This is a genomic window from Pacificibacter marinus, assembly GCF_018860505.1.
Classification (GTDB): domain Bacteria; phylum Pseudomonadota; class Alphaproteobacteria; order Rhodobacterales; family Rhodobacteraceae; genus Celeribacter; species Celeribacter marinus_B.
Genome location: NZ_JAHKPU010000018.1, coordinates 94,153 through 117,270, shown reverse-complemented (window position 1 = coordinate 117,270; position 23,118 = coordinate 94,153). Strand labels below are relative to the sequence as shown.

The 23,118-nt window shown below is 52.4% G+C and carries 29 protein-coding genes and 1 tRNA gene; 16 read left to right on the top strand and 14 right to left on the bottom strand.

Annotated features, from left to right (window positions below; translation table 11 throughout):
• The first annotated feature begins 140 nt into the window (after window positions 1-140).
• Together KO503_RS04560 and KO503_RS04555 are read left to right on the top strand one after the other, a co-directional pair.
• On the top strand, window positions 141-599 hold the full coding sequence (locus tag KO503_RS04560; RefSeq protein WP_215990382.1) for a GatB/YqeY domain-containing protein: 459 nt from the start codon (window positions 141-143) through the stop codon (window positions 597-599).
• 192 nt (window positions 600-791) lie between these two features.
• The gene (locus tag KO503_RS04555; protein WP_215990381.1) at window positions 792-980 is read left to right on the top strand and encodes a hypothetical protein; all 189 of its coding nucleotides are present in this window, start codon (window positions 792-794) and stop codon (window positions 978-980) included.
• Between the two features lie 22 nt (window positions 981-1,002).
• On the opposite strand, the gene KO503_RS04550 is transcribed toward KO503_RS04555, so the two are convergent.
• The 3 genes from KO503_RS04550 to KO503_RS04540 all read right to left on the bottom strand — a co-directional run bounded on the left by KO503_RS04550 (window position 1,003) and on the right by KO503_RS04540 (window position 2,964).
• Window positions 1,003-1,539, bottom strand: coding sequence for a DUF2244 domain-containing protein (locus KO503_RS04550; protein ID WP_215990380.1), 537 nt, complete (start codon window positions 1,537-1,539; stop codon window positions 1,003-1,005).
• 22 nt (window positions 1,540-1,561) lie between these two features.
• A complete protein-coding gene (locus KO503_RS04545; protein WP_215990379.1) occupies window positions 1,562-2,251 on the bottom strand; it encodes a DUF4336 domain-containing protein in 690 nt (229 codons plus the stop codon).
• A gap of 92 nt (window positions 2,252-2,343) precedes the next feature.
• Window positions 2,344-2,964, bottom strand: a complete 621-nt coding sequence (locus KO503_RS04540) for a cation transporter (RefSeq protein WP_215990378.1) — start codon at window positions 2,962-2,964, stop codon at window positions 2,344-2,346.
• Between the two features lie 70 nt (window positions 2,965-3,034).
• Here KO503_RS04540 and KO503_RS04535 point away from each other — a divergent pair, with 70 nt between their 5' ends.
• On the top strand, window positions 3,035-3,454 hold the full coding sequence (locus tag KO503_RS04535; protein WP_215990377.1) for a MerR family transcriptional regulator: 420 nt from the start codon (window positions 3,035-3,037) through the stop codon (window positions 3,452-3,454).
• An 83-nt stretch (window positions 3,455-3,537) separates the two neighbouring features.
• On the opposite strand, the gene KO503_RS04530 is transcribed toward KO503_RS04535, so the two are convergent.
• From KO503_RS04530 to KO503_RS17885, 4 genes are all read right to left on the bottom strand, one after another.
• Window positions 3,538-5,229, bottom strand: a complete 1,692-nt coding sequence (locus tag KO503_RS04530; RefSeq protein WP_215990376.1) for a cytochrome c oxidase subunit I — start codon at window positions 5,227-5,229, stop codon at window positions 3,538-3,540.
• Between the two features lie 360 nt (window positions 5,230-5,589).
• Window positions 5,590-6,051: a c-type cytochrome gene (locus KO503_RS04525; RefSeq protein ID WP_215990375.1), complete on the bottom strand. Its 462-nt coding sequence runs from the start codon at window positions 6,049-6,051 to the stop codon at window positions 5,590-5,592.
• 155 nt (window positions 6,052-6,206) lie between these two features.
• The gene (lipB, locus tag KO503_RS04520; protein WP_215990374.1) at window positions 6,207-6,872 is read right to left on the bottom strand and encodes a lipoyl(octanoyl) transferase LipB; all 666 of its coding nucleotides are present in this window, start codon (window positions 6,870-6,872) and stop codon (window positions 6,207-6,209) included.
• A 6-nt stretch (window positions 6,873-6,878) separates the two neighbouring features.
• Window positions 6,879-7,010, bottom strand: coding sequence for a hypothetical protein (locus tag KO503_RS17885; protein ID WP_290122910.1), 132 nt, complete (start codon window positions 7,008-7,010; stop codon window positions 6,879-6,881).
• Between the two features lie 179 nt (window positions 7,011-7,189).
• Here KO503_RS17885 and KO503_RS04515 point away from each other — a divergent pair.
• Window positions 7,190-7,276 (top strand) — tRNA-Leu (locus tag KO503_RS04515).
• Between the two features lie 226 nt (window positions 7,277-7,502).
• Here KO503_RS04515 and KO503_RS04510 read toward each other — a convergent pair.
• Window positions 7,503-8,066 carry a pyridoxamine 5'-phosphate oxidase family protein gene (locus tag KO503_RS04510; RefSeq protein ID WP_215990373.1) on the bottom strand — a complete coding sequence of 188 codons (564 nt, stop codon included), beginning with the start codon at window positions 8,064-8,066 and terminating at the stop codon, window positions 7,503-7,505.
• A gap of 99 nt (window positions 8,067-8,165) precedes the next feature.
• On the opposite strand from KO503_RS04510, the gene KO503_RS04505 reads away from it, so the two are divergent.
• Window positions 8,166-9,410 (top strand): glycerate kinase type-2 family protein, encoded by a 1,245-nt coding sequence (locus KO503_RS04505; protein ID WP_215990372.1) that lies wholly within the window; start codon window positions 8,166-8,168, stop codon window positions 9,408-9,410.
• Here the strand turns inward: KO503_RS04505 and KO503_RS04500 are convergent, their stop codons facing one another.
• The 4 genes from KO503_RS04500 to KO503_RS04485 are packed head-to-tail and all read right to left on the bottom strand — an operon-like array spanning window position 9,411 to window position 11,835.
• A complete protein-coding gene (locus KO503_RS04500; RefSeq protein WP_215990371.1) occupies window positions 9,411-10,460 on the bottom strand; it encodes a YeeE/YedE family protein in 1,050 nt (349 codons plus the stop codon).
• Window positions 10,461-10,490: 30 nt separating this feature from the next.
• Complete coding sequence (locus tag KO503_RS04495) at window positions 10,491-10,856, bottom strand: ArsR/SmtB family transcription factor (RefSeq protein ID WP_215990370.1); 366 nt, start codon at window positions 10,854-10,856, stop codon at window positions 10,491-10,493.
• 18 nt (window positions 10,857-10,874) lie between these two features.
• Window positions 10,875-11,375, bottom strand: a complete 501-nt coding sequence (locus KO503_RS04490; RefSeq protein ID WP_215990369.1) for a GlcG/HbpS family heme-binding protein — start codon at window positions 11,373-11,375, stop codon at window positions 10,875-10,877.
• 43 nt (window positions 11,376-11,418) lie between these two features.
• Window positions 11,419-11,835, bottom strand: coding sequence for a thioredoxin family protein (locus KO503_RS04485; protein ID WP_252730937.1), 417 nt, complete (start codon window positions 11,833-11,835; stop codon window positions 11,419-11,421).
• Between the two features lie 136 nt (window positions 11,836-11,971).
• Between KO503_RS04485 and KO503_RS04480 the strand changes: the two genes are divergently transcribed.
• The 11 genes from KO503_RS04480 (at window position 11,972) to KO503_RS04430 (ending at window position 21,132) form a co-directional block, all read left to right on the top strand.
• Window positions 11,972-12,727: a cytochrome c biogenesis CcdA family protein gene (locus tag KO503_RS04480; protein WP_215990368.1), complete on the top strand. Its 756-nt coding sequence runs from the start codon at window positions 11,972-11,974 to the stop codon at window positions 12,725-12,727.
• A gap of 1 nt (window position 12,728) precedes the next feature.
• On the top strand, window positions 12,729-13,334 hold the full coding sequence (locus tag KO503_RS04475; RefSeq protein ID WP_215990367.1) for a thioredoxin family protein: 606 nt from the start codon (window positions 12,729-12,731) through the stop codon (window positions 13,332-13,334).
• Between the two features lie 147 nt (window positions 13,335-13,481).
• On the top strand, window positions 13,482-13,955 hold the full coding sequence (gene soxX / locus KO503_RS04470) for a sulfur oxidation c-type cytochrome SoxX (protein ID WP_215990366.1): 474 nt from the start codon (window positions 13,482-13,484) through the stop codon (window positions 13,953-13,955).
• A gap of 37 nt (window positions 13,956-13,992) precedes the next feature.
• A complete protein-coding gene (gene soxY, locus KO503_RS04465) occupies window positions 13,993-14,409 on the top strand; it encodes a thiosulfate oxidation carrier protein SoxY (RefSeq protein WP_215943401.1) in 417 nt (138 codons plus the stop codon).
• 30 nt (window positions 14,410-14,439) lie between these two features.
• On the top strand, window positions 14,440-14,769 hold the full coding sequence (gene soxZ / locus KO503_RS04460) for a thiosulfate oxidation carrier complex protein SoxZ (protein ID WP_215990365.1): 330 nt from the start codon (window positions 14,440-14,442) through the stop codon (window positions 14,767-14,769).
• Window positions 14,770-14,795: 26 nt separating this feature from the next.
• Window positions 14,796-15,656 carry a sulfur oxidation c-type cytochrome SoxA gene (soxA, locus tag KO503_RS04455; RefSeq protein WP_215990364.1) on the top strand — a complete coding sequence of 287 codons (861 nt, stop codon included), beginning with the start codon at window positions 14,796-14,798 and terminating at the stop codon, window positions 15,654-15,656.
• A 108-nt stretch (window positions 15,657-15,764) separates the two neighbouring features.
• Entirely contained in the window at window positions 15,765-17,462 is a 1,698-nt protein-coding gene (gene soxB, locus KO503_RS04450; RefSeq protein WP_215990363.1) for a thiosulfohydrolase SoxB, read from the top strand.
• 95 nt (window positions 17,463-17,557) lie between these two features.
• On the top strand, window positions 17,558-18,853 hold the full coding sequence (gene soxC, locus KO503_RS04445; protein WP_215990362.1) for a sulfite dehydrogenase: 1,296 nt from the start codon (window positions 17,558-17,560) through the stop codon (window positions 18,851-18,853).
• The gene (locus KO503_RS04440; protein ID WP_215990361.1) at window positions 18,837-19,892 is read left to right on the top strand and encodes a c-type cytochrome; all 1,056 of its coding nucleotides are present in this window, start codon (window positions 18,837-18,839) and stop codon (window positions 19,890-19,892) included. The genes soxC and KO503_RS04440 overlap by 17 nt, the downstream gene beginning before the upstream one ends.
• A gap of 95 nt (window positions 19,893-19,987) precedes the next feature.
• On the top strand, window positions 19,988-20,422 hold the full coding sequence (locus tag KO503_RS04435; protein ID WP_215990360.1) for a DUF302 domain-containing protein: 435 nt from the start codon (window positions 19,988-19,990) through the stop codon (window positions 20,420-20,422).
• A 53-nt stretch (window positions 20,423-20,475) separates the two neighbouring features.
• A complete protein-coding gene (locus KO503_RS04430) occupies window positions 20,476-21,132 on the top strand; it encodes a Crp/Fnr family transcriptional regulator (protein WP_215990359.1) in 657 nt (218 codons plus the stop codon).
• 17 nt (window positions 21,133-21,149) lie between these two features.
• On the opposite strand, the gene KO503_RS04425 is transcribed toward KO503_RS04430, so the two are convergent.
• On the bottom strand, window positions 21,150-21,353 hold the full coding sequence (locus KO503_RS04425; protein ID WP_215990358.1) for a YgaP family membrane protein: 204 nt from the start codon (window positions 21,351-21,353) through the stop codon (window positions 21,150-21,152).
• Between the two features lie 178 nt (window positions 21,354-21,531).
• A complete protein-coding gene (locus KO503_RS04420) occupies window positions 21,532-23,031 on the bottom strand; it encodes a CoA-acylating methylmalonate-semialdehyde dehydrogenase (RefSeq protein WP_215990357.1) in 1,500 nt (499 codons plus the stop codon).
• Window positions 23,032-23,118: the final 87 nt, after the last annotated feature.

Sequence of the window (23,118 nt, the reverse complement as noted above, 5' to 3'; positions counted from 1 at the left end):
GTCAAGCGCGTGTTGCAATTTTACGTGAAGTTTCTGTTGTCTATATTTTTCAATGAGTTACGCCTTTAGTTAAGATGTTGTTAATTGCGGCTCTTTTGGATAGTGTGAGGACTTGCAATGGCTCAGGGGATGAGACACCAATGGATATACGAACGCGACTTAGCACGGCTTTAAAGACGGCTATGAAAGATAAAGATGCAGCACGCCTGTCAACATTGCGGTTGATCAGCGCTGCGATAAAAGATCGCGATATCGCGCTGCGTGGTGAAGGCAATGATGCAGGGGTCTCTGATGCAGATGTCCTTGGTATTCTTGAGAAAATGGTCAAACAGCGCAAAGAAAGCGCCCGTGCATTTGACGAAGGCGGCCGCATTGAAATGGCCGAAAAAGAACGCGCCGAGATCGTCGTGATCGGTGATTTCTTGCCGCGCCAATTGAGCGACGATGAGGTCTCACAAGCCATCGATGATGCGATTTCCGCCTCTGGCGCTGAGTCGATCCGCGACATGGGCAAGGTGATGGGCGCGTTGAAAAGCAAGTACACAGGTCAGATTGACTTTGGTGCTGTTGGTCCCCGTGTGAAAGAAAAATTGGCTTAATTCTTAGAATTTGCACGGGTTATGTGCAAAATAAAGTCATATTAATAAGGCCGCCGCAGCTTCGGCGGTCTTTTGCATTTTACCCGTGAGCAAAACATCGTTTCTATATTTGCGGTTTTTTAAGATGTCTCGGTCACTTTCAGTTGAATTGGGGCTTACGATTTGGCCCTGCATTTGATTTGGGAGGATTCTGTGACAACACGTTTGATTTCATCTTTGCTTGAAACTCGTCACGCTGCTGAAATGGCGTATTTGGCTAAAATAGATGCCGACACGGCTCAAAGTTTGGAGGGGCTGTCTCGCCAAATGTTTGATCATTTAACGGCAGGTGAACTGGCAGAAATGTCGATGGTTCCCTGTAAACAGTCTGCGGCGGCCTAACCCCTTATGGATTAGTTTTGCCTTATCTCGTCTTAAGCTGCCCAAAGACAAAGGCCAAATTTTGGTACAGGGTTTGGCGTTCTTCTGGTGATAAAAAGGCGGCCAATTCGACGGCGCGTCCGTTGTCTGTGGTGCTGCTGTATAGGGTCAAATAGTGTTCGACGGGACCGCCCTCTGCACGCAAGTGCAGCTTGATCCAATAGGGATTGGCTTGCCACTCTTGGCGCAGGCCTTTTGCTGTCCAATGGGTCAATTCCACTTTGTCAGGCCAGATCAACAGTTCTTCGCGTAAATGTTCGCGGTCAGAAAGGCGCAAAGCCGTCCATAGGGCCGCTAATGTAATCAGCAAGCCCGCCAATAATACCCAAAACGCCGCTGTGCCGATAAACGCGAGCACTGGCAGGCACCCTGCTAGAAACATTAACCAAATGGCGGCTTTGAACCCCTTGTTTGGCATGGAGCGATGTGGCCAAATATCCAAACGTATCAATGGCTCGGCTGTGGTTTGAACAGGCAAAGTCCTGAGCGTTTGGTGATCTGGTGTCCATTCATAAGGCATTTGATTTTGTCCACTGTTCTGCCTAGGGCATAAGCCAAGCAAAAGCGCGTTTCAAATAGCGGTTTGCGTCTTTGGTCACTGGGCGACCATGAGCCATAAGCACTTGTGAGGCGGGCCAACCAAGGATGGTTTTCACAGCGCCCCTGGCCGCGTCGTAATCGCGAAACGCCAAGCGAAATTTGCGCGGGACTTGGGGTTCGGTGCCTTCCAAAAAATCCAATCGCGCGACGATGGCGCGCCATCCGGTAAACCAACCTTTGTCGAACTGCTGCAAAATATCGGTAAACAACACAGTGCCGCTGGCCTTGTGAAAAAACACCACTTCGTCGGTCAACATATTGCCGCGCACAATCACCTGCGCCAGCTCGCCTGTCCAAATCACATCAGGGGTATCGGTCAGGGTCGCATCGAAATGAACGTCTGCGCGTTTTTTCTCAAGACGCGGAGCGGCAAAACACTTTGCCTCTGGGTAGGCGAGGGCCCAATCTTTGAAGAACAAGTGATGAAAAGAATTTGGTGCAACCAAGGCTTTGACGGGACCAAGGGCATCTATGGCTTCTTTTAGGTCCGACGTTAAAGTGACTGGCGACCAAATCACCAAGTTTCCGTCACTAAGCCGGACAATGGCGCAGCGTGTGGGGTATTTAAACCCTGCCGTGGACAGAATTGGCCCTTTTGCGATCCAAATATTGGTGCCAAATGGTGTGAGCATAACTGTTTTCGACGTTCCTCGTGTTACTTATGGTTGTATCGGTTTTATCCTGAATGAAAAGCCCCACATCGTTGTGGGGCCCTGTGCAGGTTTTAGCTATGCTTGTGCTGTCGCAGTTCTGCGACTGATTGATGCAAAATTTGCCAAGCAGATGATAGAAATAGCCCTGCCATCAACAGGGCGACGACCAAATCAGGCCATGCGGTTTGGGTGATCCAAACGGCCAAAGCGGCGACCATCACTGCGACATTACCGATGGCGTCGTTGCGCGAGCAAAGCCAGACTGAGCGCACATTGGCATCGCCGTCTTTGTATTTCACCAAAAGCATAACGCTGACCAGATTGGCTGCGAGCGCTAAAAAACCGACACTTCCCATCAGCGGGGCCACGGGCACTTCTAAGAAAAGGAATTGATAGGCCGTCATAGAGAACACCCAAATCCCCATCAATAATAGGCTGATCCCTTTGGCAAAAGCAGCCCAAGCGCGCATCGAGATTGCCGCACCGATCACCGCCAAAGATAGCCCATATGTGGCGGCATCTGCCAGAAAATCCAAAGCATCGGCTTGTAAGGCTTGTGATCCGGCAGCTTTCCCTGCGCACATTTCAACACCGAACATCACAGCATTTATGGCTACGACGGCCCAGAGGCGGCGTTTGTAATCTTTTGATAGCCCATCAAATTTGGCGGTGTTGTCGCAACATGCAGACATGTGAGTCGTCCTTTTCTTTGGTCTGCAATATATCTAATCTCTCTAGTGACTAGAGGTTCAAGAGGTTTTTATGCTCTCCATTGGAATGCTGTCCAGACGCTCCGGCGTCAAAGTCCCAACCATTCGCTATTACGAAGAAATTGGGATTTTGAAAGAGGCCGAGCGTACAGCTGGCAATCAGCGGCGCTATAGGGATAGTGATTTGGAACGGCTCGCTTTCGTAAAGCATGCCCGCCAATTGGGGTTCTCGTTAGACGGAATTTCAAGCCTGATCGCGTTGCAAGAGCACCCCGATAGGTCTTGTGCAGAGGCAGGTGAATTGGCGCGTGCGCAACGACAATTGGTGAAAGACAAGATCGCGCGATTGCAAAGGCTGGAACAAGAGTTGCAGCGGATATCGGACGGTTGCACAGGGCAGGGGACGACTGGAGACTGTTATGTGCTGAGCAGTTTAGGGGATCACGGGGGCTGCGTGACCGAGCATGAATAGATTTGTATTTGAACAGTGAAGCATATTCTAGAAATGCAAAAGGCCCCGCAAGTTGCGGGGCCTTTGTTTAGACTGTCATGGGATTAGTGCGCAGGCGCTTTGTCCCAGTCTTCTTGTTTTGGCAGGGTCTCAAATGTGTGCTCAGGTGGTGGGCACGGTAGGGTCCATTCGAGTGTATCCGCGTATTCATTCCAGTAATTGTTTTCGGTGACGCGTTTGCCCCATTTGAGGGAGTAGATCACGATACCGATAAAGAAGATGAATGACGCGAAGGACAAGAAAGCACCATAAGAGGAGACTTTATTCCAAAGCGAGAAGGCTTCTGGGTAATCGATGTAGCGACGTGGCATACCTTGGCGACCCAAGAAGTGTTGTGGGAAGAAGGTCAAGTTCGCGCCGATGAACATCATCCAGAAGTGAACATGTGCGGCCCATTCAGGGTAGTGACGGCCCGACATTTTACCGAAGTAGAAGTAGATACCGGCAAAGATCGAGAAGATCGCACCCAAGGACATAACGTAGTGGAAGTGTGCCACAACGTAGTAGGTGTCATGATAAGCACGGTCCACGCCCGCTTGGGACAAGATGATGCCTGTCACACCGCCAACGGTGAAGAGGAAGAGGAAGCCAAAAGCCCAAACCATAGGTGCTTTGAATTCGATCGACCCGCCCCACATTGTGGCGATCCAAGAGAAGATTTTCACCCCTGTTGGCACAGCGATAACCATCGTTGCCATCATGAAGTATGTCTGTTGGCTGAGCGACATGCCGACTGTGTACATGTGGTGCGCCCACACGACGAAGCCAAGTCCACCAATCGCGATCAACGCCCAAACCATCGGCAAGTAGCCGAACACGGGTTTGCGAGAGAATGTCGCGATGATGTGAGAGATCAAGCCAAAGCCGGGCAGAATGATGATGTACACTTCTGGGTGTCCGAAGAACCACAGGATGTGTTGGTACAAAATCGGGTCGCCGCCGCCGCCAGGTTGGAAGAAGGATGTGCCAAAGTTGCGGTCTGTCAGCAGCATGGTGATCGCGCCCGCCAAAACTGGCAAAGACAAAAGGATCAACCAAGAAGTCACAAAGATCGACCAAGCAAACAGTGGAACCTTGAACAATGTCATGCCCGGTGTGCGCATGTTCATGAATGTCGTGATCATGTTGATCGCGCCAAGGATGGACGAAGCACCTGAAACGTGGACAGCAAAGATCGCAAGATCCATGGAATAACCTGCTTCAGAGGTGGACAATGGTGGGTAGAGAACCCAACCAACGCCTGAACCCGCTTGACCATTGCCGCCAGGGGCGAACAAGGACGCGATGCCCAAAGCCACACCACAAACGTACATCCAGTAAGACAGGTTGTTCAAGCGTGGGAAGGCCATGTCTGGCGCGCCGATTTGCAGCGGCATAAAGTAGTTACCGAAACCGCCAAAGAGCGCTGGAATAACCACAAAGAACATCATCAAAACACCGTGGTAGGTGATCATAACGTTCCAAAGGTGCCCGTTTGGTGCACATTCGTCGCCACCAAAGCCAGAGATCAGGCGCGCGGCTGCGTTGCCGGCCTCATCAAGGCACATGAATTGAACACCCGGTTCCATGAGCTCAAGGCGCATGTAAACTGTAAGGGCGACAGAGATAAAGCCCACCACCGCAGCGGTGATGAGGTAAAGGATGCCGATATCCTTGTGGTTCGTTGACATGAACCAGCGCGTAAAGAAGTCGCGGTTGTCTTCATGTTCGTGGCCGTGAATGGCTGCGTCTGCCATGCGGTCCTCCCGATTTATGCTTAAGCTATGCGTTAATCCGCGCTGCAACAAAACAGAGTCACCACACGGAATTGCGTATGGTCTTAAAGGCAATATATCGCTGGGGCAATGTGTCAACGCGCCCCATGGGGTGAAAAAGTGTCTCATGTGGCTTGAATTTTGATACCGACTGCCGGCTCACGGGGATTCGACGCGTGTTACGAGGGGCATGGCTTTCGATAGAGGGCTGTGATCTGGTGGTTTGTGCCGTGGTGTCTTGGGCGACATAGCGCTATGAGCAAGCATTCGGGGAATCGATGCGCCATAAAAAAACGCCGCCCCGAAGGGCAGCGTTTCAAAATCTATCCGTGTGAGGCCTTCTTACTCGGCAGGGGCCGCATCTTCTGTTGGCATGTCTTCCACTGGCATCTCTTCGACAGCGGGTCCAACGGACGCAAGGTAAGCGGCAACGTCTGAGGCGTCTTTGAGTTTGAACGACATTTTGGATTTTGCCGCCGTATCAAGCTGCGCGCTCAAGAATTTTTTTGGATCTTGCACATATTCAACCAAAAGCTCTTCGGTCCAAACCAGACCTGCCGCACCGACCGCAACCAAGTCGTCACCGTATTTTGTAAAGCTTTCTTCTGTTCCAGCTGTACGCCCGATCACGCCGTAAAGGTTCGGACCGGTTTTGCCGCCTTTGAAAATCACTTCATCGCCATTTGCGACTGTGTGACAGGCTTTGCATTTTTTCATATCTTTTTCGCCTTTGACAGCATCGCCTGCATAGGCGGATGTTGCGGCCAAAAGGGCAGCGGCAGTGAGTGCAAACATCTTAGTCATCGGAATCTCCAACGTGAGTCGTTTCTGGTTGTGTAGACAATATCGCTTGTATCTTAAGATGCGAGTTCGAGATTGTCGCAGGGAGGGTGTTTGTCGTCGTTCTTGCGCGTTTTTTGTGAACAAACCGTTACAGTTGTGGTGGTTATCTTACGTTTTTACTGCAAGTCGGGCACATTTTCAAATACATCGTCAAAGGCACGGCGCAGGGCTATATCCACGTCATCCATGGTGATCGGCAGGCCCAAATCCACCAAAGACGTCACGCCATATTCCGTGATGCCACATGGCACGATGCCTTCGAAATGCGACAAGTCGGGTTCAACATTGATCGACAACCCGTGAAATGACACCCATTTGCGAATGCGCAACCCGATAGCGGCCACTTTGTCTTCAGCCTTTTTGCCCGTAACGGTCAGCGGTTTGTCATCGCGTTCAACCCAAACGCCGACACGCCCCTCGCGAATTTCACCTTTGATGTTGAATTCCGCCAAAGCGGCGATCACCCAAGTCTCCATGTTGTGCACAAATTTGCGCACATCGCGCCCGCGTTTGTTCAGGTCAAGCATCGCATAAGCGACCCGTTGCCCTGGGCCGTGATAGGTATATTGCCCGCCGCGCCGCGTGTCATAAACAGGGAAGCGATCCGGTTGCACGAGGTCTTCGATCTTGGCGGATGTGCCGGCTGTGTACAAAGGCGGGTGTTCGACCAGCCAAATTAGCTCGTCCGCTTCGCCCTTGGCAATCGCAGCCGCACGCGATTCCATTTCGGCCAAGGCTGTGTCGTAATCGGTCAACCCGTCTGATATTTTCCATTCAACCATAGTGTCTCAGAGCAAAAGCCCTGCCTCCTTGAGTGCAGGGACATAGGCGCGCAGCACATAAATGTCACGCCCATCCGAGGTCTTGATCGCAGCTTTCGCGCCGTCACGTTTCGCGGATGTCTTGGTAGTTGTGTGCAAGCACGCAGGTATGGCCCAAATACGTTGGACAAAAAGAGTTTCTTAAAATCACATCCGTTCGAAAAGACGATGACATTTGGCAGCGTCATAGGTGTGTCATTTTTTTCTGACAAAGATCATTTTTGGCCTTTCCATCCATTCGCACCTTCGTTAGATACGCCTCACCAAGTCAAGACTGTGCGGTCGTGGCGGAATTGGTAGACGCGCAGCGTTGAGGTCGCTGTGGGGTAACACCCGTGGAAGTTCGAGTCTTCTCGACCGCACCATTTACTTTCCAGTAAATTCCCTTTGCCCTTATTAATAAGAGGTTTGACAAAGGTCGGGCATAGCCTCGCATCCCCATATCCCCATCATTTTCTCCTAAGTTGGTCAAGCATTGCGTATTAACGTACTCGTTTTTTATTCAGGGCGCATTTTGTCAGCTAAACCGTTATTGCAGCGTTGGTTTCAGGGCGCTTTTTGATTTGTTGACGGTCAAGGCGCGGTGGGGGTTTACGGCACGCGCCATAGGCCGCGCCATCCATCACGGCGCTCATAGAACGCACGGATGTGAATAGGCGCAGCCAAAGACACCACATCCATGTCGAACAATGTCATGCGCAGGATTGCGAAACGGGCCTGATCAGGCTGGCGCGTATAGGATGTGGGTGTTGGGATGTTTGATCCAGGGGACGGAGACACGCCATAATTGGGTAAGGCCAGATCGGGCAGGCTAGACCAAGCGGCATGCGCTTGCGTGCCCTCAATGATTTCTATCGTGCCGGACAAACGCAGTTGCAGTTGAAAATCCGCGTGCCACAGGGTGAGAGCCGCACGGGGATCATTGGTAATTTCAGCGCATTTGGGGGTGGCGGCATCCGTGAATATATCAACAGATGCACGTGACCTGTCATTGGCACGCAAAACGACACTGCGCGCTGCGGGGGCGCCACCTTGGCCGACGGTGGACAGTGTCACGACTTGCGCTTTGCGTTTGTCTGCAACGATCTGTGGAGCCAAGGCAGACCAAGCCGTGTTTAAAAACTGTGCAAGGTCTACGGGATGTGATGTATTCATATCATGTGTCATGGGTTTAAACTGACCCTTGTCTCGTTGTCTTGCAAGCGGCTGGACGCGCGTGCTCTTGCATGTGATAATTAAGGTATGCAGATTGATATGAACGTCCCGACGACACCCCTGAATTTTTCTGAAATGCGTGAACGTGCTTTTAAAGTGTTTATGGCGGGGGTTGATGAAGCCGACCCAGCCAGCGCTGTCGAAGAGGCTTTGAAAGGCAGCACATTCACCCGCCCAACGATTGTCGCCGTAGGTAAAGCTGCGCGCACGATGGCGCAGGCTGCTATGAAGCATGTCCGAGCCGAAACGGTTTTGGTCGTGACCAATTACGAGAACGCGGCCCCCCTTGATGGCGCTGAAGTTCGTGGGGCCGCACATCCTGTCCCTGATGTTGAAGGTGCACGTGCCGCCCAGCGGGTTGAAAGCGTACTGAGCATGGCCCAAGGCGATGTGATCGCTTTGATTTCGGGTGGTGGGTCTGCTTTGTTGCCTGCGCCTGTGATGGGCGTCAGTTTAGAAGACAAAGCTGCCGTGAACGCGCTTTTACTCGCGTCTGGGGCTGATATCGTCACGATGAATTTGATCCGCCAGCAGCTGTCGCGTCTTAAAGGTGGCGGACTTTTGCGTGCGGCTAGCCCATCGTTTGTCACCACTTTGGTTTTATCTGATGTGGTGGATGACGATTTGCGTGCCATTGCCTCTGGCCCATCTGTGTCACCAATTGGAACACGGGCGGATGCTGTCGCAGCTTTGAAGTCTTTGCAGGTGTGGAATCGCCTGCCTGAATCTGTGCGCAAACATTTGTTGCAAGTCGAGCCAGACCTTGGACCATTGCCTGACAGTGAAACCATTTTGATTGGATCGAACGCACGGTCTGTCGCGGCTATGGCGCGCGCTTGCGGTGGTGTGGGGCAGGGGGTTCACCTGTTTCCTACGCCTCTTGAGGGCGACGTGGATGCCGCAGCCCATGTGATGTTAGACTGTGCAACCGAGCCTGGCATTTTTCTGTTCGGCGGCGAGACAACCGTAAAAATCGCTGGCCGCGGGCTTGGCGGGCGCAATCAGGAATTGGCGCTGCGTGTGGCAAAGCTTGCTGGTGAGCGCGGGCTTGACGACTATGTGTTCTTGTCTGGCGGTACAGACGGGCGCGATGGTCCAACGGACGCAGCTGGGGGGCTCGTGGATGGATCAACGCTTGCTCGGCTCAAATCGGCGGGTGTTGATCTTGATGATATCTTGGCACGCAACGACAGCTATCATGGGCTTGAAGCGACGGGTGATCTGTTGAAAATAGGCGCGACGGGCACGAATGTCGCTGATCTTCAGGTACTTATACGGCGCTGATCATTTGACAGGTGAAAAGCCGTAAATGAGTTGACGCAGGCCCAATGCAGCACCTGCGATAATGGCCACCAGTGTGATGGGGGCCGAAAAAGCCAGCACTGACATGGCTGAAATGCCCTGCCCGATGGTGCAACCAAAGGCCAAAACCGCGCCGACGCCCATCAAAGCAGCGCCGCCAATTTGGCGTTTCAATTCGCGTGGGTCATCGCAGGCTTCCCATCTGAAATGGCCTTTGATCAGTGATCCAATGGCCGCACCGATCAATACACCTGCCACAGACCCAATGCCAAAGCTTGGCGTCGTGGCCGATGACATCATCAGAAAAAACAGGGCATCGCCAATAGGCGCGGCAAAGGAATGGGACGCAAGGGGCACGGCCTCAAACGTAAGATGTGACAGCCAAGCGCTGCCCGCCCAGCCAGAGGTGATTGCCAAGCCGACAATGCCGCCCCACAGAATTGATTTTCGGTCAGACAAGAATGATTTCGAACTCAGCGTGAGGATAAGAATCGTAAGGCCGATGCTCAGTCCTGCAGGCACCAAAGGCACGTCGTGCCTATTGAGCCAGTGCGCAATGCCAGCAGGGTTTTGCGCGGGCGCAGGTGGAAATAAGACAACGCGCAGCTCTGCCAGTGGCCCGTTCAACGTCATATAACTGAACAGCCCCATGACGATCACGATGACGAAATTGCGCAGGTCGCCGCCGCCAAGACGCGCCAAGGCACCAAATCCGCAGTTTCCGGCCAGTGCCATGCCGTAACCGAACATCAATCCGCCCAGAATGGACGCAGCAGGGGACCATCGCAATGCTAAGAAATGGGACGCCGTTGGGTCAAAGCCAAAAAGCCCGATAAGGGTGAAAACACCGATGATTGCCACGCCAATCGCCACACCCCATTGGCGCGCACGGATATATGAGGCTTGATATAAGGCGTCCTCGATCGCGCCCATAGAGCAAAAGCGCCCAAGCCGCGCTGCCAAGCCAAGTCCTATGCCTCCAGCACAGCCAATTAGGGCCGCCAATGCGCCCGGACTTAAAATATCAAGCATATGTCCTCCCTATCGATGAGAGAGGCGGGGCTAGTCGCCGCGCTTTTCCGCACCGTCATCTACGCTGCAAAACAGATCGTAGATAACTTCAAGGATGCGTTTGGGGCGATCATCGGTCAAGGAATAATAAATCGCCTTGCCGTCGCGCCGTGGGGTCACAAGACCTTCAAGGCGCAGCCTTGCCAGCTGCTGACTGACAGCCGCTTGGCGCACAGATAGCAAGTCTTCAAGCTCTGTGACCGATTTTTCCCCCGTGACGAGGTGGCACAAAATCATCAAGCGACCTTCGTGCGACAGTGCTTTGAGCAGGTTTGATGCGTCACAGGCACTCGACATCATTTTGTCGAGTTCTGCGTCAGATAGATCGTCCGAAAACACTGGCAAAGAAGAGGTCATCGCCCCAGTCCCTCATTGTTAAAACGCGATATCATCCCATATCGCGTCAATCCCGTCTTGGGCACAGCGCTCGTCAATATCCGGCCCCGGTGCCCCTGATACACCAATCCCTGCAACAATAGAACCCGCCGCTTCGATCACAACTCCGCCACCAAGGGCCAGCGGCTCTGAAAGCTCGCGAATGCCTGCCATCATCTCGCCAGGGGCGGTGAGGGTGGCAAGGTCCAGCGTCGAGGTGCGAAAAGACACGGCTGTCCAAGCTTTGCGGCGCGCGGTCTCGAACACGTGCAGTCCGGCAAAGCGGTCGCGGATATAAACTTGCGGGAGGCCGAAACGATCAACGACCATGACGCCGACCTGATAGCCCTGTGCGCGACAGCTTTCCATCGCAGCCACGGCCGCCACACGCGCCACTTCAGGTTTGAGCACTTTGAAGGTGACAAAGGCGTCATCGTCTTGGGCAAAGCTTGGGGATGCCGTTGCTGCCATAAGGGCAAAGGCAGTCAAAATGCGTTTCATATCAGTGTCCTCCCGTTTGTTATTTTTATTCTTAATCAGTGACTTACTCTCCGAAATCGCTGTGGTTTTGCAACGTCACAGTCAGCATCGCCCAAAACATTTCATCGCCGCCGTAGCCTTCGATCCGTGCTTGTTCGACGCCGTTTTCGACCAAAACAAATGTGGGCGTGATCGCGAGTGGCCCTTTGAATGTGATGTCTTTCGGAGGCTCAGCGCGCAGATCCATGCGGCGCAGCGGGGCAAATTTGCCCTCTGGCGTTTTGGGGTAGATGTCAGAAATCTCTTTATTCCAGCGCGCGCAATAGATGCATCCGTCCTGTTCCACCATGACCAATTGCGGGTTGGTGTGTGCATGCAGGGCCTCTTTATCGGAGTGATCCGCTGCAGCAGCACCAAAGAGCATCACAAGAGGAATGCACAAAAAACGGGCTAGAATGAAACGACGTGTTTGCATAAGCATGAAGGGACCAGTGAGTTCGATTAAGAGAATGTTTATTGACGTTCGTATAACAATCAACATAATTTGAATATGTGCATGACACAAGGTTTTCACAGCGCAAAACATTCGGCGCAGGTGAGAACGAGGGAGGAATTATATGTTAGATGTGACCGTGATCTCCGCTTTCATAGGGGGGCTGATTGTATTTTTTTCGCCCTGTATTCTGCCTATCGTGCCGTTTTACCTGTCCTATATGGCGGGTACATCGATGGGAGAAATCTCTGAGGATGGTCAATTGGCGGCGGGGGTACGTAAGCGTGCAGTCATATCATCTATCATGTTTTCGCTTGGTATTATCACGGTTTTTGTCGCCCTTGGGGCTGCCGCGTTTTCGTTTTCGCAAGTGTTTCGCGGCCAACAAGATCTGTTTCGCATCCTCGCCAGTGGCATCGTCTTTGTCATGGGGTTGCATTTCTTAGGCATTATTCGGATTGGCATATTAAACCGCCAGTTCCAGATGGATGCGGGTGATACCTCGAACATGAGCGTCTTTGGCTCTTACGTTGTCGGGCTGGCCTTTGCCGCGGGCTGGACGCCTTGCGTGGGTGGTGTTTTGACGGCTGTGGTCTTTACCGCGTCGGTTGAAGAAACCGCTGTGAGGGGCTTGATCATGATGCTGGTCTTTGGTGTCGGGATGACCCTGCCGTTTGTTGTCGCGGCTATCTTTATCAAACCGTTTTTGAAATTCGCCGCCAAGTTCAGACGCCATTTGCCCAAGGTTGAAAAACTCATGGGGGCATTTTTGATTGTCTTCGCCATTCTTATTCTAACCAATTCTGTCAATATGATCGCGGCTTGGATGTTGGAAACCTTTCCGGCCTTCACTAAAATCGGATCAACTGGGAGCCTATAAAATGTTTCATATCTCACGTCGCACCTTTGGCGCGCTCGCGCTTGGTTTTGCCTGCACTTTGACACCCGCTTTCGCCGCAGTGCTGGGGGATGACGGTTTGCACAAAGCGCCATGGCTGCGCGAAACGTTCAAAGACCTGCGTGAAGATTTGGAAGAGGCCACGGCTGAGGGCAAGCGCTTGATGGTGATGATAGAGCAACGTGGCTGTATCTATTGCACCAAAATGCACGAAGAGGTGTTTCCCGATCCGGACGTGACGCAAATGATCGAAGACAATTTCTTTGTTGTCCAGATCAACATGTTTGGCGATGTCGAGGTGACTGATTTTGATGGGGAGGTCTTGTCCGAAAAGGACATGGTGCAAAAATGGCGGGCTTTGTTTACGCCCACGACCTTTTTCTTTCCTCAAGAGGTTCCCGAAGGATTAAGCGCGCCTGAGGCGGCCGTGTCCACTGTGCCCGGTGCTTTTGGTCGTATGACCACCTATAATATGATGACTTGGGTGCTTGAGCAGGGCTATGACACCGATGTGCCTTTTCAAAAATATCATGCAGATCGCGTGGCTAAGCAGCAAAAGACAGGTACACTGCGCCTTGACGCTCAATGATTCTAATAAGATAACACCGTTTGTCCGTTTTGCGATTTGATGGCTTTTACAAACATTAAAATTCCATTTTTTGAATTTGTTCTTGCGCCAATGCGAAATGCTGGTCTACGGTATCTGACAATACACAAGTCTTTCTAGGGAGGAGACATGAAACGCATCGCAACGACTCTCGTCGTACTTGGCCTAACGGCTGGTGCCGCACTCGCAGAGGTAACGCCAAATGACGTTGCCTACGTTGATGGCGCAATCGCAGACTCTTTGACTGGTGTTGCTGGCAACGCTGAAAAAGGCCGCGAAATCTTGACATCCAAAAGTCTGGGCAACTGCGTGGCATGTCACGCGGCTGAGGCTTACGAAGATATCTCTTTCCACGGCGAAATCGGCCCCATGCTTGACGGTGTCGGATCGCGCTGGGAAGAAGCTGAAGTCAGGGGGATCGTGGCCAACGCCAAGATGACCTTTGAGGGCACAATCATGCCTGCCTTTTACAAAACAAATGGCTACATTCGTCCGGGTGATGCTTACACAGGCAAAGCCGCAACAGGAGATTTGCCACCGCTTTTAAGTGCGCAGCAGATCGAAGATGTGGTCGCCTACCTTATGACGCTGAAAGACGAGTGATCGCTTTGAGCTGGCTGGAATTTTTGAGGAGAACACTATGAATCTCACACGACGTGACGCTTTGGCGCTTGGGCTTGGGGCGACGGCTGCTTCATTATTGCCTTTGCGCGCTGTTGCTGCCGCTGACGATGCGATTGCCGCCTTTACAGGTGGTGCAGAAATCGGTTCCGGTGGTATCACTTTGACCGCACCTGAAATTGCTGAAAACGGCAACACCGTGCCTGTGTCTGTTGATGCGCCTGGGGCCGTTTCTATTATGGTTTTGGCAACAGCAAACCCGACACCCGGTGTGGCGACCTTTAACTTTGGTCCATTGGCTGGGTCGCAATCCGCGTCCACGCGGATGCGTCTGGCGGGGACGCAAGACGTTGTTGCGATTGCCAAAATGGCAGATGGATCTTTTGTGAAAGCATCGAGCACTGTCAAAGTAACCATCGGCGGCTGTGGCGGCTAACTCAACCGACTAATCTAGGAGATCCTATCAATGGCATCAGGTGTAAAACCCCGCGTGAAAGTCCCCAAGTCGGCAGCAGCTGGCGAGACAATCACCATCAAAACACTCATCTCTCACATCATGGAATCTGGTCAACGCAAAGACAGTGATGGCAACATCATTCCGCGTTCGATCATCAATCGTTTTACCTGCGACTTCAACGGTCAGTCCGTGATCGATATTAAAATGGAAGCGGCCATTTCGACCAATCCATATTTCGAATTCGACGCTTTGGTTCCCGAAGCTGGCGAATTTAAATTCACTTGGTATGACGATGACGGCGATATCTACGAAGACGCTAAAGCTATCGCAATCGCATAAACCAAGCGCTTAGGGAGGAGACACGCATGAAAACGAAATTGCTTAGCACAGTGCTTGGCACGGCGGCGCTTTCGGCTTTGGTATTTGCAGCACCTGTGCTTGCAGATGAAGAGGCTGAATTGATCGTCAATGGCGAGCTAGAGATCGTTACCAAAACCGCAGCGCCAGCCCATTTGTCTGACAGTCTCGACGAAATTCTATCTGGATGGCGCTTTCGCTCGGATGGTACGCAGACGATGCAGATGGATGATTTCGACAACCCTGGCATGTTGGGCGCTGAAGTTGGTCTTGACCAATTTGAGACATCTATGGGGTCAGAGGGCAAAGCCTGCGCTGATTGTCATAACGGTCCTGAAAGCCTGTCCTCAGTGCGTGCCACATATCCGAAATGGAATGAAGGCGCGGGCGAAGTCCGCACTATTCAGATGCAGATCAACGATTGTTTGACGACGCAAATGGGTGCGGAGCCAGAGAAGTACGACAGCGCTGCAATGTTGAATTTTGAAGCGATGCTTGCGGTTGCGGCGCGCGGCACACCGATCAATGTTGCGATCGATGGACCTGCGCAATCCACATGGGAGCAGGGCAAAGAGATGTACTACACGCGTTTTGGTCAGCTTGAATTGTCTTGTGCCAATTGCCACGAAGACAATTACGGCAATATGATCCGCGCCGATCATCTGTCGCAAGGTCAGATCAACGGTTTTCCAACATATCGTTTGAAAAACACCAAGCTCAACGGGTCGCATTCACGCTTTAAAGGCTGTATCCGCGACACCCGCGCCGAGACCTTTAACCCGGGTTCGCCTGAGTTCGTTGCACTTGAGTTGTATGTTGCCTCACGCGGCAATGGACTGTCGGTCGAAGGACCGTCTGTGCGCAATTAAATCATTGAAGACCCCGCTGGACTTGGTCGAGCGGGGTTTTGTTTTTCTCAATACATTCAAAATGACGCATGGAATGCCATTTGCGCCTTGCGTATAGCGGAGCCCATTATGATCAATCGTCGTGATTTTCTTCAGGTGTCTATGGCCGCCTCTGCCGTTGTCGGCGCGTCTGGCTTTGGCAATTGGTCGCGTCTTGCAGCGCAACAATTGTTGACCCAAGATCAGTTGTTGGATTTTGACACCTTTGGCAATGTCTCCTTGATCCATGTGACTGATATCCATGCGCAGCTTAAGCCGATCAATTTCCGCGAGCCCAGCATCAATATCGGTGTGGGAGACAACAAAGGCCAAGTGCCGCATATCACCGGTGCGGATTTTCGCAAGCTTTACGGCATTGATGACGGATCAGCGTTTCACTATGCGCTGACGTCTGACGATTTCGCGGCTTTGGGCCAGACATACGGCAAAGTTGGCGGGTTGGATCGCGTGTCTACCGTGATCAATTCGATCCGTGCTGCGCGTCCCGATGCGTTGCTGCTGGATGGTGGGGACACATGGCATGGGTCTTACACCTGTTATCACACCGAAGGCCAAGATATGGTCAATGTGATGAACGCGCTGAAACCTGATGCGATGACCTTTCACTGGGAATTCACGCTGGGGTCTGATCGTGTGCGCGACATTGTGCAAGAGTTACCGTTCGCTGCCTTGGGTGCCAATATTTATGACGCGGAATGGGATGAGCCTGCCGAGGATTTCGAGCCTTACAAATTCTTCGTACGTGGCGGGGTGAAAATCGCTGTTATCGGACAGGCGTTTCCTTACATGCCTATCGCAAATCCGGGCTGGATGTTCCCTGAATACTCATTCGGCATCCGCACAGAGCGCATGCAAGAGGTCGTTGACGAGGTGCGCGGGCAGGGGGCCGAACTGGTGGTTCTGTTGTCGCATAACGGCTTTGACGTGGACAAAAAGATGGCTGGATTGGTCAAAGGCATCGATGTTGTTTTGTCAGGTCACACTCATGACGCCTTGCCTGAACCTGTTTTGGTGGGCGAGACGATCATCGTCGCCTCTGGGTCCAACGGCAAATTCGTGTCTCGTGTCGATTTGGATGTGCGCGATGGCCGGATGATGGGCTTCCGTCATAAATTGATCCCCATTTTCTCTGATGTGATCGAACCTGACAAGGCGGTCAGCGATTTGATCGACGCACAGCGCGCCCCATATGAGACCGCCATGTCCGAAGTGATTGGCGAAACCGATGGCGTTTTGTACCGTCGTGGCAATTTTAACGGCACTTGGGATGATTTGATTTGTGATGCGCTTTTGTCTGAACGCGAGGCAGACATTGCGCTCAGCCCTGGCGTGCGTTGGGGGCCATCCTTGATGCCCGGCGATCAGATCACCCGCGAGGACATCTTTAACGCCACCTCAATGACCTATCCGAATGCTTATCGTACTGAAATGACGGGTGAATTGATCAAAACGATCATGGAAGATGTCGCCGACAATATCTTCAACCCTGACCCTTATTACCAACAAGGTGGCGATATGGTGCGCCTCGGTGGTCTTGGTTACCGTATCGATGTGACCAAACCCCAAGGGGCGCGGATTTCGGACATCACCATGCTGAAAACGGGTGAGCAACTCGATCCTTCGAAATCATATGTTGTTGCGGGCTGGGCCTCGGTCAATGAGGGAACAGAAGGCCCTGAAATTTGGAACGTGGTCGAAGATCACATCCGCAAAATTGGCACCGTCCACCCGACCGAGAACACGTCGGTCAAAGTCGTCGGCGCTTAAATCTATTGGCCGTCTTGCCGATCTGGCAAGGCGGTTTTTAAACCTCAGTTTTATTCACATAGTTGAATGAAAGAATGCATAAGGGAGACATCCCCATGACTGACAAACGGATCAAAACAAAACAAACCCACCCCCCATCACGGCGGGCCTTTTTACGCGGGGCGGCTGCTACAGGGGCAGGGCTAGCTGCCAGTGCCGCCAGCGCGCAAACCGCGCCTGATCCGCTGATCACCGAGGTCCAAGATTGGGCCTCAGGCACAGGGGATGGGGTTGACGCAACGCCCTATGGGTTGCCCATCGAATTTGAAAGTGACGTGATCCGCCGCAATGTGGCTTGGCTCACGGCAGACACGATTTCATCGATCAACTTTACCCCTATTCATGCGTTGGACGGCACGATCACGCCACAAGGCTGCGCGTTTGAACGGCATCACTCTGGCGCGATTGAGTTGAGCAAAAGTGACTATCGATTGATGATTCATGGTCTGGTCGACACGCCGCTTGTGTTCACCTACGCTGATTTGGAACGCTTCCCGCGCATCAACAAGACGTTCTTTTTGGAATGCGCGGCCAATACTGGCATGGAATGGGCGGGCGCGCAGTTGAATGGCGCGCAGTTCACCCATGGCATGATCCACAATATGGAATATTCTGGCGTCTCTCTGCGCAGTTTGCTGAGCGAGGCGGGCCTGAGTGCTGCAGGCGATTTCAAAGACAAATGGGTCTATGTCGAGGGCGCAGATGCCTCGTCAAACGGGCGTTCCATTCCGCTGGAAAAGGCGCTTGATGATGTGATGATCGCCTTCAAGGCCAACGGTGAAGCCCTGCGCAAAGAACACGGTTATCCTGTGCGTTTGGTCGTACCCGGTTGGGAAGGCAACATGTGGGTTAAATGGCTGCGTCGCATTGAGATCACCGACCAAGCTATTGAATCGCGTGAAGAAACGTCGAAATACACTGACACATTAGAAGACGGCACTGCACGCAAATGGACGTGGGTGATGGACGCGAAATCTGTCGTTACCTCGCCCAGCCCGCAAGCGCCGATCACTCATGGTAAAGGGCCTTTGGTCATCACGGGGCTGGCGTGGTCTGGTCGTGGGGCCATCACTGGCGTTGATGTGACGATTGATGGTGGCAAGACATGGCAAAAGGCCCGTTTAGCCGCCCCCGGTCAACCGATGGCACTGACACGGTTCTATTTGGACATTGATTGGGATGGCTCTGAAATGTACCTGCAAAGCCGCGCCCATGACGACACGGGCTATGTGCAGCCGACGAAAACGCAACTGCGTGAGGTGCGCGGGCTCAATTCGGTTTATCACAACAACTGTATTCAAACATGGTGGGTCAAGAAAAACGGGGAGGCCGAAAATGTCGAAGTATCTTAAGCTGGCGCTTGTAACGGCGATCACCACTGGCAGTCTTAGCGCGCCTGTTTTGGCCGCAGGCCTTGGGGTGGGGCGTGCTGCACTGCCTGAGGAAATCGCGGCTTGGGACAAAGACATCGCGCCCGATGGTACGGGGCTGCCTGTTGGATCTGGCTCTGTTGAATACGGCGAAGAGATTTTTTCTGAGACTTGTGCAAGCTGTCACGGTGAATTTGCCGAAGGTGTCGACAATTGGCCCACGCTTTCTGGCGGTTTTGGCACTTTGGACCGTGAGGACCCTGTGAAAACGGTCGGATCTTATTGGCCTTATCTGTCAACGACTTATGACTACATTCGCCGCTCTATGCCTTTTGGCGGTGCGCAGACGCTGTCGGATGACGATGTCTATGCCATGGTCGCCTATATTCTGTATTCCAATGATTTGGTTGATGATGATTTTGTCCTCTCGAATGAGAATTTTCTTGAAGTTGAAATGCCGAATGCTGGCGGTTTTATTGTCGATGATCGTGTGGTCACCGAATACCCGCATTTTACTTCTGAGACTGCCTGTTATGAGGATTGCAAAGACACAGTTGAAATCACCATGCGCGCGGCTGTGTTGGACGTAACGCCAATAGAAGACACGCCTGAGCCTGTGATTGAGGCGACGCAAGAAGCCGCTGTTGAAGCCGCCCCTGTGGTGGAAACACCCACAACTGTGACTGCCGCAGCTTTTGATGCAGATTTAGCCGCGAAAGGTGAAAAGGTCTTTAAGAAATGCAAAGCCTGTCACCAAGTGGGCGAGGGCGCAAAAAACAGGGTCGGGCCGATGTTGAACGGCGTGGTTGGGGCATCCGTCGCCCATGTGGACGGGTTTAAATATTCCAATGACCTATTGGCTGCCAAAGACGCAGGCCGTGTTTGGGATGAGGCTTTGATATCAGAATTCTTGGCCAAACCGAAATCCGTGTTCAAGAAAACCAAGATGAGTTTTGCAGGCTTGAAAAAGGACAGTGAAATCGCCGCAGTGATCGAATATTTGAAATCTGTGTCACAGTAATTTTTGAGCGATCTCTGGACAAAGGCGGCGTGATGCCGCCTTTATTCGTTTGCAACGTTGATCTATGCTATGGTCAAGCTAGAAAGGATTTTGTCATGAGAAATAATCTGTTAGCTCTCGTTCTGAGTCTCGGACTTGCAGCACAAGCCAGCGCTGGCGAGGCGGTTTTGTATGACTATGATGGCACATTTGAGGACGCGACATTCGCAGTTGAAGACGCCATCGTATCAAAAGGTTTGGTGATCGACTACCGCTCGCACACGGGCGATATGTTGGAACGTACCCGCGAAACTGTGGGGTCTGATGTGGTCCTGTTCGACAATGCAGACATATTTTTATTTTGCTCAGCCGTTGTCTCGCGCAAGGTGATGGAAGCGGACCCGATGAACATCGTGCATTGTCCATTTTCCATTTTTGTTGCCGACCAAGCGGGTAAGGTGACGATTGGTCATCGTGACTATCCCGAAGGCCCGATGCAAATGGTTGAAGACTTGTTGACAGAAATTGTGACAGAGGCCACATCGTTTTAAACAGCAAGGCAATGCGCAAACCGGTTTGGTGATGCGCAAGAACAAGGGCGACTATGGACTGGATTGATAGATTTGCAGGGCTGTCTCAGCTTGATGACAGCTTGCGCAACATTTTGGTGTCGAAATCTCAGATCGTGAACCTGCCCCAGAAAACCGTGCTTTTCGGACCTGGGAAATCGCCGGAAAACCTATTGCTATTGTTGGATGGTGTCGTGCGTGTGCAGCAAGTCACAGAAGGCGGGCGCGAAATTGTGCTTTATCGCGTGCACGCGGGCGAAAGCTGTGTGCTGACGACCGCCTGCCTTTTGGCCTATGAAAACTACGCCGCAGAAGGCATTGCCGAAACCGATGTCCAAGCTGTCGCTATCCCACGTCTCGTGTTTGACGATCTTGTAGCTGGCTCTAAATCGTTCAGAAATTTCGTGTTCTCAGCCTATTCGCGCCGCATCACAGATTTGTTTCATGTGATCGAGGAAATCGCCTTTCAAAAGGTCGATATTCGGCTGGCGCATAAACTTGTAGAACTGGCAGGCCCAGACCACAAATTAACTGCCACCCATGCGCAACTGGCCGCAGAGCTGGGCACAGCACGCGAAGTGATTTCGCGGCAATTGCAAGAGTTCCAGCGCCGCGGATGGGTTTCAACCGCTCGAGGCGCTGTCACGTTGACGGATCGCAGCGCTTTGGAGGCCCTGTCTGAGGCGGGGTAGCGCAGCGCGCTACGCTTTTATTTCTTGATCTTGCAGGTGTTGATTCCGATGAGGGAATACAAAGCGCAGCTGCTCATCAAACCCGTCGCCAAGGGCACGATGCCGATGAGGTAGAGCCAACGGTAAGGCGCATCTGGGCTCATAACGAAACCAGCCAAAAGCGCGATTCCGACGATGATGCGGATGATACGGTCAATCTTGCCGACATTCTTAGAAAACATGGTGTAACTCCCCTGATGTTTTATTGAACCTCGCATAAGTGGCGCGGGGTTGTCTGTGACAAGGTCACCAAGTTTGAACGAAATTCATAAATTAAAACTAATGTTGTTAAATGAATATAAAAAGGCGGCCCTACCATCGATGGGCCGCCTGAAATGTCGTATTTGTATAATTTATAGTTTAGTCGAGCGCTTTGAAATTCAACGCTGCGCCGTCTTTGATGCCAGAATACCAACGCGAAGTGACGGTTTTCGTCTTGGTGTAGAATTTGAACGCGTCAGGACCGTATTGGTTCAAATCGCCAAAGGCAGATTTTTTCCAACCACCGAACGAAAAGTAAGACAAAGGCACTGGGATCGGGAAGTTGATGCCCACCATGCCCACATTGACGCGAGACGCAAAATCACGCGCCGTGTCACCGTCAGCGGTATAGATTGCGGTGCCGTTGCCGTATTGGTTGTCCATGACCAGTTTGAGCGCGTCTTCGTAGTTGTCTGCGCGCACTGTGGTCAAAACAGGGCCAAAGATCTCTTCTTTGTAGATGTCCATTTCTGGGGTCACGTCATCAAACAGTGTTGGGCCGATGAAATAGCCGTTCTCATAGCCCTGTAACGCGAAATCACGCCCGTCGATGGCCAGCGTCGCGCCTTGCTCAACACCAGAGGCGATGAGGCTTGTGATGCGTTCCAAGGATGCGGCGGTGATCACGGGCCCATAATCCACGTCGTCACCCGCCGTATAGGGACCGACTTTCAAGGCTTCGATTTTGGGCAGCAATTTCGCAACAAGTTTATCTGCGGTGTCTTTGCCCACGGGCACAGCCACAGAAATCGCCATACAGCGTTCGCCTGCAGCGCCAAAACCAGCGCCGATCAATGCGTCAGATGCTTTGTCGAGATCCGCGTCCGGCATGATGATCATATGGTTTTTCGCGCCGCCAAAACACTGCGCGCGTTTGCCATTGGTGGCTGCTCGACCGTAGATATATTGCGCGATTGGCGTTGAGCCAACAAAGCCGACTGCTTGGATCGTGTCATTGTCGAGCAGGGTATCAACAGCTTCTTTATCGCCGTTAATCACTTGCAGCACGCCATCGGGTAGACCCGCTTCAGAGAACAATTCCGCCAAACGCAAAGCGGTAGAGGGCACACGCTCGGAGGGTTTCAAAATCATAGCGTTGCCGCACACAATCGCAGGGGCCATTTTCCACAGCGGGATCATCGCAGGGAAATTGAACGGCGTGATGCCAGCCACAACGCCCAAAGCTTGGCGCATAGAGGTCAAATCGATGCCTGGGCCGGCGCTGTCCATGAATTCGCCTTTGAGCATCGCAGGCGCGCCCATGCACACTTCGACCACTTCCAAACCGCGCTGGACGTCGCCTTTGGCGTCTGGGATGGTTTTGCCGTGTTCACGTGCCACAAGTTCGGCCAACTCTTCCATGTGCTCATTGATCAAAGCACCAAATTTCATCATGACACGGGCGCGACGTTGTGGGTTCACTTTGGCCCATTCCACTTGCGCAACCGCGGCTTTTTCAACCGCGTCTGCGACTTCATCAGGGGTCGCAAGCGGCACACGGGCTTGAACTTCGCCCGTGGCTGGATTGTAGACGTCTGCAAAACGGCCAGATGTGCCTTTGACGTGGGCGCCGTTGATGTAGTGAGTGAGCTCTTGCATGGAATCCTCCTAAGGCATTTTTTTCCAATCTACTCTTGCGAAAATGTCTGTAAAAGAGGCAATAATTCAAAAAAGAAATGCAAAAAT